The organism is Cytobacillus sp. FSL M8-0252 (assembly GCF_038007345.1).
Taxonomy (GTDB): domain Bacteria; phylum Bacillota; class Bacilli; order Bacillales; family Cytobacillaceae; genus Cytobacillus; species Cytobacillus kochii.
In genome coordinates this window covers 4,154,403-4,167,157 of record NZ_JBBOWZ010000001.1, presented here as the reverse complement: position 1 = coordinate 4,167,157, position 12,755 = coordinate 4,154,403, and the positions used below count along the sequence as shown (strand labels likewise).

At 38.5% G+C, this 12,755-nt stretch carries 12 protein-coding genes; 9 read left to right on the top strand and 3 right to left on the bottom strand.

Annotated features, from left to right (window positions below; all coding sequences use genetic code 11):
- Window positions 1-29 precede the first annotated feature (29 nt).
- Window positions 30-1,328: an O-antigen ligase family protein gene (locus MKX83_RS21130; RefSeq protein ID WP_341057674.1), complete on the top strand. Its 1,299-nt coding sequence runs from the start codon at window positions 30-32 to the stop codon at window positions 1,326-1,328.
- A 62-nt stretch (window positions 1,329-1,390) separates the two neighbouring features.
- On the opposite strand, the gene murJ is transcribed toward MKX83_RS21130, so the two are convergent.
- Window positions 1,391-2,926, bottom strand: a complete 1,536-nt coding sequence (gene murJ / locus MKX83_RS21125; RefSeq protein ID WP_341057671.1) for a murein biosynthesis integral membrane protein MurJ — start codon at window positions 2,924-2,926, stop codon at window positions 1,391-1,393.
- Window positions 2,927-3,026: 100 nt separating this feature from the next.
- On the opposite strand from murJ, the gene MKX83_RS21120 reads away from it, so the two are divergent.
- From MKX83_RS21120 to MKX83_RS21100, 6 genes are all read left to right on the top strand, one after another.
- Window positions 3,027-3,758 carry a WecB/TagA/CpsF family glycosyltransferase gene (locus MKX83_RS21120; RefSeq protein WP_341057668.1) on the top strand — a complete coding sequence of 244 codons (732 nt, stop codon included), beginning with the start codon at window positions 3,027-3,029 and terminating at the stop codon, window positions 3,756-3,758.
- Between the two features lie 76 nt (window positions 3,759-3,834).
- A complete protein-coding gene (locus MKX83_RS21115) occupies window positions 3,835-4,941 on the top strand; it encodes a glycosyltransferase (RefSeq protein WP_341057667.1) in 1,107 nt (368 codons plus the stop codon).
- A gap of 144 nt (window positions 4,942-5,085) precedes the next feature.
- Entirely contained in the window at window positions 5,086-6,135 is a 1,050-nt protein-coding gene (locus MKX83_RS21110; RefSeq protein WP_307319514.1) for an MraY family glycosyltransferase, read from the top strand.
- Window positions 6,136-6,237: 102 nt separating this feature from the next.
- Window positions 6,238-6,567, top strand: coding sequence for a transposase (locus MKX83_RS24690; RefSeq protein WP_251161713.1), 330 nt, complete (start codon window positions 6,238-6,240; stop codon window positions 6,565-6,567).
- Window positions 6,564-7,415, top strand: coding sequence for an IS3 family transposase (locus tag MKX83_RS21105; protein ID WP_373370910.1), 852 nt, complete (start codon window positions 6,564-6,566; stop codon window positions 7,413-7,415). Before MKX83_RS24690 ends, MKX83_RS21105 begins: the two co-directional genes overlap by 4 nt.
- Window positions 7,416-7,673: 258 nt before the next feature.
- Window positions 7,674-8,327, top strand: coding sequence for a hypothetical protein (locus tag MKX83_RS21100; protein WP_341057664.1), 654 nt, complete (start codon window positions 7,674-7,676; stop codon window positions 8,325-8,327).
- 270 nt (window positions 8,328-8,597) lie between these two features.
- On the opposite strand, the gene MKX83_RS21095 is transcribed toward MKX83_RS21100, so the two are convergent.
- Window positions 8,598-9,704, bottom strand: a complete 1,107-nt coding sequence (locus MKX83_RS21095; RefSeq protein WP_322909711.1) for an LCP family protein — start codon at window positions 9,702-9,704, stop codon at window positions 8,598-8,600.
- 88 nt (window positions 9,705-9,792) lie between these two features.
- Complete coding sequence (locus MKX83_RS21090; protein WP_328198159.1) at window positions 9,793-10,431, bottom strand: YigZ family protein; 639 nt, start codon at window positions 10,429-10,431, stop codon at window positions 9,793-9,795.
- A gap of 337 nt (window positions 10,432-10,768) precedes the next feature.
- Here MKX83_RS21090 and MKX83_RS21085 point away from each other — a divergent pair, with 337 nt between their 5' ends.
- Together MKX83_RS21085 and MKX83_RS21080 are read left to right on the top strand one after the other, a co-directional pair.
- Entirely contained in the window at window positions 10,769-11,911 is a 1,143-nt protein-coding gene (locus tag MKX83_RS21085) for a sensor histidine kinase (protein ID WP_095371820.1), read from the top strand.
- Between the two features lie 73 nt (window positions 11,912-11,984).
- On the top strand, window positions 11,985-12,668 hold the full coding sequence (locus tag MKX83_RS21080; RefSeq protein ID WP_224937162.1) for a response regulator: 684 nt from the start codon (window positions 11,985-11,987) through the stop codon (window positions 12,666-12,668).
- Window positions 12,669-12,755: the final 87 nt, after the last annotated feature.

The following is a 12,755-nucleotide window of genomic DNA, read 5'->3' as shown; positions in this document are numbered from 1 at the left end:
ACAAATTCCACCAGTGAGGTTGTTTATTTATGCTGAAGACTGAAAAGAGAAATAAGGTGTTGTGGCTGAGTATGGTTTTTTTGTTATTACAGCCAATTATTGATGTGCTTACATCTTTGTCTATTCGTTTGAATGATCAGGCATTTACGCTTGGTTTAGCGATGCGTTTTTGTTTCTTATTATTTATATGTGTTTACTTATTATTTACATCATATGTAAGAAAACCCGTGATTTTAGGCTATCTGTTGTTATTTGGCTTGTTTATTGTGATTTCGATTGGGGTTCAGTTTATGGTGAAACCTGTTTTTATGTGGGGAACTGAGCTGAAATGGTTATTGAAAAATGTTTATTTTGTTGTCTGTTTTCTATTCTTTCTAGTGGTTTTTCGCAGAGGGTTTAGGATTTCTCCGCTCTATTATTTGATGATAGCTGTGATTTTGACTGGGGCGATGATGACGGTGGCGGGGCTTTCTGATACTGCGTTTCCTAGTTATGATTATTGGAAGAGTGGTCATGTTGGCTGGTTTTATGCTGGCAATGAGATTGGTGCCATTTTGGCTATGGGGTTACCGGTTGTACTATATTTTGCCTTAAAAGGTTCGTGGTGGTTAATGGTAGGATTACTCACGGTTATGTATGGGTTGCTGGCTTTAGGGACAAAAGTGGGTTATGGGGCGATTTTGATTACATTGCTTATCAGCATTGGTACCTCTATTGTTCTTCGTTTGGTAAAAAGAGAATACATACAAAGAACTAAATTAGTTACACTCGGCATTTTGTTTGTTGTTTTTATTCTTATGACACCATATACTCCAGTTGCCCATAACATGGAGCTACAGCTTGATTGGCTTGGTGTTTCAAAAGAAGAAGGGAAAACACAAGTGATAACAAGTGAACAAAAGGATAACATTGTCTATAGCGGCAGGGAAACTTACTGGGAAGAGTATCAAGCTTATTTTCAAGAGGCGCCTTGGATGCAAAAGCTTTTTGGCATGGGTTATGGTGGCAACTTTACGGATGAAGCTAAAACGATTGAGATGGATTTTTTAGATTTATTCTATTCATTAGGAATGATAGGGTTTAGCTTATATTTGCTGCCCTTTGTCTATATGCTTTGGCAATTGATTAAACAAGCATTTCAAAATATGAAACGATTGCTGGACTTAGAGGTCATTTTAGTACTCACTGGAATAGCTCTAGGTCTTGGTATCGCTTTTATCGCTGGTCATGTATTAACAGCGCCTGGTGTGAGTATTTATTTAGCTGTACTTATGGCTTGGATGGCGGGTGGAATCCAATACGTGCCGCTTGAGAATTCTATGAACTAAGAATTTTCAAGCTGCACATTTCGAATGAACGCATTTTTTAAACAAACGTTTGATTGATTCTGTTAGAACTTTCTCTTGAGTGTCCTTGCCCATTCAGTCAACTTTTCCATTTCGGATATTCTCAGTAATGTAGCGACTAGTATAGTGAAAATGACGGCGATGAAGGTTGTCACTGATATCGACAGCAGTGCTGGTAAGTAGGAATGATAGAGCTTATGTAAGCCGAAAAGACCGCCAGTTACGAGTAAGAACATCGTGAGTACTTTCCCTTGAGAAAATAATAAATCCTTCATCTCTTTTCTCGGTATGTCTAATTCCTTCCGCAAAAAATATAGCAAAACAGCCGTCTGTGAGACCATGCTGATAGAAGTAGCCAAGGCTACACCACCAATGCCCATTAAGGGTGTTAAAATCAAACTAAAAATGATATTGACGATAATAGAGACGATTGCAGCTATCATGGTCATTTTCTCATTTTGTAAGGCAATAAATGAACGATTTAAAAATTCCTTTAATGCGATTGCGATCATACCGATGGAATAAAAGAAAAAGGCAATGCTCGTTATAGTAGTAGCGTTCGTATTGAATGCGCCTCTCTCATAAGCTACTTCAATTAATGTCCGGCTTTCTATTAACATGACCGCACTAATAGGTATGCCTACTAAGCTAATAATCGTCATACCGCTAATGATCAGTGGTATAAGCTCTTTCTTATTCTCTGCCGCCGTATCAATAATGGATGGAAACAACACGGTGATAAAGGATAGGAGAATGATACTTAATGGCAGAAACATCAGCTTGTTTGCATAGTTTAACGCTGAAACGCTACCATCTATCAATCCAGATGCAAAAAAGCGATCAATGACTGTATTAAACTGAAAAGCAATGGACGTAATAATTAATGGCATAAAAGAAAAAAAGGTTCTTTTAATGAATAGAGAATAGGTTTTAAAATGAAAATTAAGTCGAATTACTTTATACTTCTTTATAAATGGGTATTGTACAAGAAATTGACTAATGGCTCCTAACAAAGTGGCAATGGCTACACCGTATATCCCATAGAACTGTGAGAGTACGACAATACTAATGATAATCAGGATATTTTGCGGGATGGCTCCCATTGCTGGTGGTGCGAATTCCTTTTCGTATTCTAAAATGCCAGTTGAAACGGCAGATAAAACGTAGAAGCAGAAGCTTGGTAGCATGATAATCGTTAATACATTTGTTACATACCACTGTTCTTCGGTAAACCCTGGTGCCATCCATTGGGTAATGATAGGGGTGAATAGAATTGCGATGACAGTAATCGCTAATGCAAGAATGAGGAATAAAGTCGTAAGTACCCCTACTACGTTTCGTGCTTCTAGTGAATGCTGTTTTTTTAATTCAGCATATAGAGGGATGATACCTGTTGTAATGGACATGCCAACTGCTGAGAATAATAAAACAGGGATAATGGATGCTACAAAGTAAGCATCAGCCACTGTTGAAGTACCGAAATAAGAGGCCATAAGCAATTCTCTTACAAAACCCAGAACCTTACTAATGATTGCAATACCTGTTATGAGTCCCGCAGCTTGGATAAGCTGTTTTTTCATCATGAATCTCCTTTAAGGAAAAGTGCTTTTTTATTATTAGTATAATCAGAACGGTATAAACTAAAACACCGACTATTAAGATAAAGATTGAGGTTATAAAATGAGTCATGATTACGTAAATATACTTGGGGTTCCCTTTATTAATACAAGCTTTTCAGAAATGGAATCCATTTTAACCAACCATATAGATAAACAAGAAAAAACATTTGTTGTGACAGCGAACCCGGAAATCGTTATGTATGCAAAAGAGAATAAAGATTATCAAAAGATCATTCAGTCTGCTCATTACGTGGTGCCTGATGGTAATGGGATTCTACTTGCTGCTAATATGCTTCAAAAGCCGATAAAAGAGCGTGTAACAGGCTTTGATTTAACAATGTCCTTATTAGAAGAAGGAAATAAAAAAGGCTGGCATGTATATCTTCTCGGAGGAAGGGAACAAGTAAATAAAAGAGCAGCTGAAAATATAGAAAAAGATTATCCGGGAATTAACCTTGTCGGTAGACATAATGGTTATTTTGATTGGGAAGATGGGCAAGTGGCTGAAGAAGTAGCAGCTAAAGCGCCAGATATCGTCTTGGTTGCTTTAGGCTTTCCACGTCAGGAAGAATGGATTACCACTAATTATCATCGCTTCTCTAAAGGGTTATTCATGGGGGTCGGTGGCACGATTGACATTATATCTGGTGAAATGAAACGAGCGCCTGAATTTTGGCAAAACCTTAAGTTAGAGTGGTTTTACCGCCTATTGAAGCAGCCCTCTCGTTGGAGAAGGGTGCTCGTTTTACCTCAATTTGTGAAGCAAGTACGGCAATCCAGAAAGCGAGATTGATGTAAAATCCCTAGAATCTGCAACTATTTTCTAAGCTGTTCCGTCTGATACTATGAAGAAGGATGGAATATCAACGATGAAAGTACTCCATTTAAATGCAGGGAATGATACAGGTGGGGGCATGACACATATTCTTGATTTATTAGAGAATAGTGACCCTTCTGTTTTTACGCTAGGGATTTTTGAACCTGGACCGATTTATCAGAAGGCACTAGAGCGAGGGATTCGCGTAAAGCTTTTCGCTACGAAAAAAAGATATGATCTATCAGTCATTCAGCGTTTAAAGAAATATATTGAATCAGAACAAATGACGATGATTCATACACATGGTGCGCGAGCAAATCTTTACGGTTATTTGCTAAAAAAAACCTACAGAGAATGTAAATGGGTGACAACATTACATAGCAATCCCTATGATGATTTTCTTAATCGGGGCTTGAAAGGAAAAGCCTTTACTAAGTTGCATTTATGGCTTTTGAAGCACCCTGATTATTATTTCGCCATTTCTAATCGTTCCAAAGAGCTCTTGCTCTCCCATGGTGTGGATGGAAGTAAAGTGAAGACTATTTTCAATGGCATAGATTTTAACAGACAGATGCAGTCTTGTACGCTTGAACGCAAAGGGTTAGGGCTTGAGGCGAATGATTTTGTGATTGCTATGGTGGCGAGACTCACACCTGTAAAGGGCCATCGGATTGCCTTAGAAGCCATCAGCCGTGTCATGGCTAAAGCACCTCAGGTCAAACTCCTTTTAATAGGAGATGGCTTTTTAGAACAAGAATTAAAAGCTTTTGTGAACAACAAAGGATTAGCTAAACAAATAAAATTTCTAGGATATAGACAGGATATTGATGCCTTATTACAAATTTCAGATCTTCATCTATTATCATCATTAAGTGAGAATTTTCCAATTGTCTTATTAGAGGCAGCAAGAGCGAAAAAGCCGGTGATTTCAACCGATGTTGGTGGAGTCTGTGAATTGATTCCATCGAAAGATTATGGCTGGCTTGTTCCAGTGAAAGATGTGGACGCATTAGCTCTGGCAATTGAAGAGGCGATCAATGCCCATTATGTAGGGTCCTTGAAAAAAATCGGTGAAAATCTCTATAAACATGCATCAAGGTGGTTTAGCGTGGAGCATTTTCGGGAAAATGTGATGGACGCCTACAAAAATTGGACATAAATCTTGCGGATTTTGTCAAAAAAAGTACCTTTTTAAATGGTACAACTATGATATAATAGCTTCGATATACATTTGTACGAATTTGTAAATTATGCCTGGTTCCAAGTGTGAAAGAGGGGCATGCTATCCATAAGGAGGGTCTTTATGATTTATTTGACCTTAATATTATGTTTTATATGCTCCGTTCTTTTAACACCGCTGGTAAAACGACTGGCCTTTAAGATAGGAGCAACAGACAAACCAAATAATCGAAAAGTCCATGAAAAAGTGATGCCTCGTTTAGGTGGTTTAGCAATTTATTTAAGCTTCATGCTCGGTGTGCTAATCTTCTCACCAAATAAAGAAGTGCATATCCCAATCATGGTCGGTGCATTTATCATCGTTGTAATCGGTATGTTAGATGATAAATATCAATTACCTGCTAAATATAAATTGCTAGGGCAAATTGCTGCTGCATTAATCGTAGTTTTTTGGGGAAATGTGGAAGTTGAATTTATTAACAATCCATTCTTCGGCGATAATCGAATCGACTTTGGTTATTTTGCCATCCCTATTACAATCTTATGGATTGTTGGTGTGACGAATGCAATTAACCTAATTGATGGTCTTGACGGATTAGCAGCTGGAGTATCATCGATTGCGCTATTTACGATTGCTGGGATGGCTGTATTCATGGGGAATACGTATGTAATTGCCATGGCTTCTTTGTTAATGGTAGCTACACTCGGGTTTCTTGTCTTTAACTTTCATCCAGCGAAAATATTTATGGGTGATACAGGTGCTCTCTTTTTAGGATATATGATTGCTGTCTTGTCATTGCTCGGCTTTAAAAATGTAACAGTGATTTCGTTTATTATCCCTATTTTAATTTTAGGTGTCCCATTATCAGATACGATTTTTGCGATATTTAGAAGGATTTTAAACAAACAACCGATATCAGCACCAGATAAATCACATCTCCATCATTGCTTATTGAATGCAGGCTTTACCCATCGCCAAACAGTCTTATTAATTTATGCGATGGCAGCTACTTTTGGCATGATTGCCATTATCTTCTCTCAAGCAAAAGTATGGGGAGCCATCTTACTAATAGCCGTTGTCCTTGTCATGCTCGAATTATTTGCCGAACTGATCGGTCTACTCGGCAAAGACTACCAGCCCCTATTGAAAAGACTCAAAGGAAAAGGCAACTGATACAAAAGCTAACCAAATTGTTAATGTCCCCTTTAAGTAGACATACAAAAAAACCTTCATGTTACCATGAAGGAAAGAATACTACTTGGAGGGGATTTTTCTATGGCAAAGAAAGGACAAACTTTTAATAGTTATTCGGAAGAGTTTAAACATAATGCCGTCATGAAATATGTGAATGGGTCTAAAAGTTATAAAGCATTGGCAGAGGAACTGGGAATCCGTCACTGTAGCCAGCTTAAAGTGTGGGTTAAGAAATGGAAAGAAGGAGCCCCGTTTGATGAGCGTAAAGGAGTTTCTAATCCTTTAAAAGGCAGGCCTAGGACTAAATTTAAGTCGGTTGAAGAGGAAAGGGATTATTTGAAAGCACAAGTTGAATTTCTAAAAAAGCAGTATCCAAATCTGGTAAAGGAGGAGAAAACCCCAGACGAATGAAATATGAATTGGTGGATGAGTTAAGGGTTACCTATCCGGTCTCCTGGCTGTTGGAGATTGCCTATATCAAACCGGCAAGCTACTACAAATGGAGAAAAAACAATCATAAACGAGAAGAAAAAGTTAGGGATGAACAAGAGATTCGAGAGCACATTTTGGGCATACATTTCATGCATCCCGAATATGGACGACCCCGTATTACAGACGAATTAAATGAAAACGGGTATTTAATTAATCACAAAAAGGTCTACCGATTGATGGCGGCAATGAACATCCAATCAGTCATCCGAAAAAAGAGAAAACGACATGGTCATATTCCTTCTAACCTCTTTCCTAACCGTCTGAAAAGGAAGTTCAAGGCGGTAGGACCTAATCAAAAAATGGTAACGGATATCACATTTGTGTCTGTTGGCGAAGAATATTATTATTTATCGGTCATACAGGATCTCTTTAATAACGAAATAGTAAGTTGGGAGCTAGCCCAAAGAAATGATTTGGAACTTGTGTTAAAAACGGTAGAGAAATGGACAAAGAAAAAAGACGTGGCTGGAGCCGTTCTCCATTCGGATCAAGGCTTCCAGTACACGTCAAAAATATACAGCAACCGATTAAAGGATTATGGCATCGAAGGCAGCCACTCTCGCAAAGGAAACTGCCTAGACAATGCCTGTATAGAATCATTCTTTTCACACCTCAAAACCGAGAAGCTGTATATAAGTAAGTGTAAGGGAGAAGAAGAGCTAGAGCAAGCTCTTGAGGATTACATTTACCATTACAATTACAAACGAAGACAAAAGAAACTAAAGAAACGCGCGCCGATTGAATATCGACACGCGCTCACTGCTTAGCTTTTTATGTTGTCTACTTGACAGGGGCAAGACCAAATTGGTTAGCTTTTTTTTTGTAGATTAAGAGGTTGATAAGGTTGATAAGGAAAAATTGGTAGAGTAATGCTTTATCTAGAGCCATTGGTTAACTACAAAAGTGGCGAGAGCTGTTAGAAGGATGATGCCGAATAGAAGGTAGAATGGGAACTGCGCACAAGCCGTGGATCCTATTTGTGTAAAAGTGAAAGAGAATAGGAAAGAACTGCGCGTAAATGGTATATGCGCGCAAAACGCGTAAATGGTATATGCGCGCAAAAAGAAGAAGGAAGAGACCTGAGTACTGCGCGTAAATGGAGTATACGCGCAAAAGTAAGAGAGAAAGATCACGGAATTGCGTGCAAGCGGTGTATACGCGCAAAAATGAGAGGAAAAAGCCAGCGAATTGCGCGCAAATGGAATATACGCGCAAAAGTAAGAGAGAAAGATCACGAAATTGCGCGGAAGCCGAGTATATGCGCAAAAGCAAGTGGGAAAAGCCGGAGAACTGCGCACAAGTGGAATATACGCGCAAAAGTAAGAGAGAAAGATCACGGAATTGCGCGCAAGCGGTGTATACGCGCAAAAATGAGAGGAAAAAGCCAGGGAACTGCGCACAAATGGCATATACGCGCAGAAGTAAGGGAGAAAAATCACGGAAATGCGCGCAAGCCGAGTATACGCGCAAAAGCAAGAGGGAAAAGCCGGAGAACTGCGCGCAAATGGCATATACGCGCAAAAGTAAGAGAGAAAGATCACGAAATTGCGCGGAAGCCGTGTATACGCGCAAAAGCAAGAGAGAAAAGCCAGGGAACTGCGCACAAGCCGTGTATAAGTGCAAAAGCCAAAAGGAGAAGGCTGAGAAGTGCGGGAAAGCCATGTATAAGTGTAAAGTAACAAGAAACGGAGATGCATGTAAAAATTCCCGTACATTCTTATAAAAAGGCTATCAATTGCTTTATAAGGTGCCCCTTTAATTGAAGAGAAAAAAATAGAAAGAAGTCTGGACAAACGAGATATGCCCATACCACTAGCTAGAAAATAAGAGAGAATGAGCCCACCCAAGAGAGAACATACACGTACAACAGAACAGTATGAGTAAGGTGTGCCTGAATAAAAACCCCCAAACAGTTTTTTGTTTGGGGGTTCCTATAAAGCATAATTCTATTAATATCCGCTATTGTAACCAGCTTCACTTGATTCAGTAGAGATTTCGCCGTCTGTTGAACTCTCGCCATTTGTCGGATTAGTAGATTCATTTTGTCCGAGGTTCGTAGTCCCTAAATCAAGATGGCTTTGTAGTTCTGAAATAACTTCCTGTAATCCAGTATCATCTATTTGATAATAATACACACGATTACCATTAGAGTTTGGTAAGTACATATCTTGACCTTTGAGATTGAGCATTTCAATATCTGGAGTCATGCCACTAGAAGTCGCATAACTAATAAGTGATTTCATTTGGTCGAAGGAAAGGTCTGTTTCCATATTGTTTCCGACTGCTTCGATGACATCCCCGTATTTCGAAATAGCATCTACTGATACGGCTTTTTTCATCATTGCTTTAACGATTTCTTGTTGTCTTTGCCCGCGCATAATATCATTATCTTGCTTTCTCGTACGTGCTAGCGCTAATGCTTCTTCCCCATTTAATGTTTGCAAGCCTTCTTCTAATTGAATAGCCCCTGCGTTGTCATTTGAGTCTTGCTCAGATAAGGCATAAGGTACTTCTACTTCTACTCCACCTAGGGCATCAATAATCTCAATGAATGCATCAAAATTTAACTTTAAGTAAAAATCAATGGGAATATCGAGTAGCTGCTCAACCGTTTCAATAGAAGTGAGTGGTCCGCCGTGAGCGTGAGCATGGGTGATTTTGTCTTGATAACCAAGCTTAGGAATCTGAACATAAGAATCACGAGGGATGCTTAATAGTTTAATAGATTTTGATTCCTTATTAAATGTTGCGACCATTAATGCATCTGAACGCGCTGAATTACTAAAACCCCGTTTACTACTATCATCAACTCCGATAATGAGTAGTGAAAAGTTATCAACATCAGGTTGTACAGCTACATCTCGCTTGGTTTCTCTTTCTAGTGGATTATATGTGCTGTTCATCGCTGTCTCTGCTTTATTATAGAGATAGGCACCGTAGGCAGTGGCACTTAGGGCAAGGACTAGTAGAGGAAGAAGGATAAATGCGAAAACACGTCTTCTGCGCTTCACTTTACGTCTCCTCACCTTTTGGGCATTACGACCATCATAAGACATATGATTGCTCCTTTATTAGTAAAAATTTAATCGATTCTTTACATAGTTAATGTTTATTTTACAATGGATTTGCATATACGTAAAATATTTACTCAGAAATTGTCGATTCTAAATATAACACGTCACCTTCAGTTATTTCTGCTTGTCCATTTGTTAATTCGATCATCCAGGCATTGAAGTTAGCTGTTTCTTCATCTTTTACATAAGTTTCAATTTCAACAAGATCGGCATAATGGATTTCTTTTATTGGATAAATGGAAGCACGTAATTCATTTTCTAGTTTTCCAAGAAATGTATAATCAACTTTTGTATGCATGATGCGCATTAGCTTTCTTTCAACTATACCTGTAGCAAGTAAACCTTCGGATGTAGCTTTACCGTAAGCGCGAATTAAACCGCCGGCACCAAGTTTAATGCCACCAAAATAGCGGGTGACTACCACAACAGTATCCTTTAATTGTCTCTTCTTTAACACTTCAAGCATCGGTACACCAGCTGTACCACTCGGTTCACCATCATCGTTAGCTTTCTGAATTAAATCATGCTCACCAATTAAATAGGCAGAACAATTATGAGTGGCATTCCAGTTTTGCTTCTTTATTTTCTGAATAAATTCTTGCGCTTCTTCTTCTGTTTCTGCTCGGTCAATATATGCAATAAATCTAGATTTTTGTATAATAATTTCATGTTCCCCGTACCCTTTAACGGTATGATATTGTGGAAGCAAAAATATCGCTCCTTCCTGCAAGTCTCTTCCTATTATAATTCGACAATCTTCGGAAAACATAAATATTAATAGATTGTAAACAAACTTTAATATTGTCGAATCGTTGAAGTGATATAATAAGTATGTATCTGAGGATAACTATAGATATTGCCAATAATCCTCTTTTTTTAACATAAAATTAGGATATATGACATATAAATAATTTTCAAGCGTGCGACTATTTATCGAATTTTGTGTCAAATGGTATTATTTTCTGCCGCTACACATGGTCGAATACCGCTTTTCAAGGTAAAATAAGGAATAGCAACAACAGGGTATACCCTTGGAGGAATCGCGAATGAGTATAAAAAAATTTGATACGAAGTCGCTCGATTTAATTTTAGAAAAAATGATAGAAACGGTCGGTACGAGTAAGAATGAAATTTTCCGGATTGGTGAGCAATGTCGAAAAGATTATGAGACCTTAACCGAAGAACTGAAAGATGTAAAGGTAATGGTTATTAAAGTCATTGATGAAGGCGACCGTTTAGAAAGTCAAACACGTTTTGCGCGTAAACGATTATCTGAAGTCAGTATGCATTTCAAAGATTATACGGAAGCGCAAGTACGTGATGCATATGAAAAAGCCCATCAATTACAAATGGATCTATCGATGAATCGGCAAATGGAAAAGCAGCTTCGTGACCGGAGAGACGACATTGAAAGAAGATTAGTGGGCGTTAGTGATACGATTGAGCGTGCCGAGCATTTAATTTCCCAAATTACTGTTGTCATGAACTACTTGATGAGTGACATCAAACAAATGGGTGAGATGCTTGAAGATGCGAAGATGAAACAAGAGTTTGGCCTACAAATTATTGAGGCGCAAGAAGAAGAGCGTAAAAGGCTCTCACGTGAAATACATGACGGCCCGGCGCAAATGATGGCGAATGTGATGATGCGCTCTGATTTGATTGAACGTGTTTATAAAGAGCGTGGCACAGATGAAGCCATGGAGGAAATAAGGAATTTAAAGAAAATGGTCAGAAGTGCTTTATATGAGGTCCGAAGAATTATTTATGACCTGAGACCAATGGCTTTAGATGACTTAGGTCTTGTTCCTACATTAAAGAAGTATCTACAAACAATCGAAGAATATCATAATTCGACCAAAATCACTTTCATGAATGTTGGTAAAGAGGTTCGTTTACCAAGTCAATATGAAGTGGCGCTATTCCGACTCATTCAAGAAGCTGTGCAGAATGCGATGAAGCATGCTGATGCAGAAGAGATTATTGTTAAAACTGAAATTAATAATGAAAGAATAGCAGTCGTAATTAGAGATAATGGTAAAGGGTTTGATATTAATAAGAAAAAAGCACAATCCTTTGGTATTATCGGCATGAGAGAAAGAGTTGAACTTCTGGAGGGCCAGCTTTCGATAGATTCCAATATTGGTAAAGGCACAATTATTATTATTCAAGTACCTTATATGAAATAATATTTAATTGATGTTGAAACTGGTCAAACATCATGATAGATATAAAACAGTTGAAGATTGGGAGGGGAAGAACTTGAATACTAAAATAGTAATTATTGACGACCATCAACTTTTCCGAGAGGGCGTAAAACGTATTCTTGATTTTGAAAAAACATTTAACGTGGTAGCAGAAGGTGACGATGGCGACGAAGCGATCAGACTCGTTGAAGAAAATCAACCAGACGTAGTTATCATGGATATTAACATGCCGAATATTAATGGCGTGGAAGCAACGCGTCAATTAGTAGAGAAATATCCAGATTCTAAAGTAATCATTCTTTCAATCCATGATGATGAAAACTATGTAACGCACGCTTTAAAAACCGGAGCAAGTGGTTACCTACTTAAAGAAATGGATGCAGATGCATTAGTTGAGGCAGTAAAAGTAGTTGCAGAGGGTGGTTCTTACCTTCATCCGAAAGTAACGCACAATCTTGTCAATGAATACCGTCGCCTTGCTTCAGAAGGAACTGGCACAACAGGCGCTTATGGACAAATCGAAATCCGTCGTCCGCTACATTTACTTACTCGACGCGAGTGTGAAGTGCTCCAACTTCTTGCAGACGGAAAAAGTAACCGCGGCATCGGTGAAGCATTATATATTAGTGAAAAAACAGTCAAAAACCATGTAAGTAACATCCTGCAAAAAATGAACGTCAATGACCGTACACAAGCGGTTGTCGTAGCCATCAAAAACGGTTGGGTAGAAGTTCGCTAATCCCAGCCTTTCATACATATGAAGAAACACTCCGCATTGGGGTGTTTTTTTGTTGTAAATGCGGATCGGTTCGAAGATAAAAAGGTG

Bases quoted from the DNA above. Each gene is read 5' to 3' on its own strand.
- MKX83_RS21130 (WP_341057674.1), top strand. From the start codon at position 30: ATGCTGAAGACTGAAAAGAGAAATAAGGTGTTGTGGCTGAGTATGGTT.
- murJ (WP_341057671.1), bottom strand. From the start codon at position 2,926: ATGAAAAAACAGCTTATCCAAGCTGCGGGACTCATAACAGGTATTGCA.
- MKX83_RS21120 (WP_341057668.1), top strand. From the start codon at position 3,027: ATGAGTCATGATTACGTAAATATACTTGGGGTTCCCTTTATTAATACA.
- MKX83_RS21115 (WP_341057667.1), top strand. From the start codon at position 3,835: ATGAAAGTACTCCATTTAAATGCAGGGAATGATACAGGTGGGGGCATG.
- MKX83_RS21110 (WP_307319514.1), top strand. From the start codon at position 5,086: ATGATTTATTTGACCTTAATATTATGTTTTATATGCTCCGTTCTTTTA.
- MKX83_RS24690 (WP_251161713.1), top strand. From the start codon at position 6,238: ATGGCAAAGAAAGGACAAACTTTTAATAGTTATTCGGAAGAGTTTAAA.
- MKX83_RS21105 (WP_373370910.1), top strand. From the start codon at position 6,564: ATGAAATATGAATTGGTGGATGAGTTAAGGGTTACCTATCCGGTCTCC.
- MKX83_RS21100 (WP_341057664.1), top strand. From the start codon at position 7,674: ATGCGCGCAAAACGCGTAAATGGTATATGCGCGCAAAAAGAAGAAGGA.
- MKX83_RS21095 (WP_322909711.1), bottom strand. From the start codon at position 9,704: ATGTCTTATGATGGTCGTAATGCCCAAAAGGTGAGGAGACGTAAAGTG.
- MKX83_RS21085 (WP_095371820.1), top strand. From the start codon at position 10,769: ATGAGTATAAAAAAATTTGATACGAAGTCGCTCGATTTAATTTTAGAA.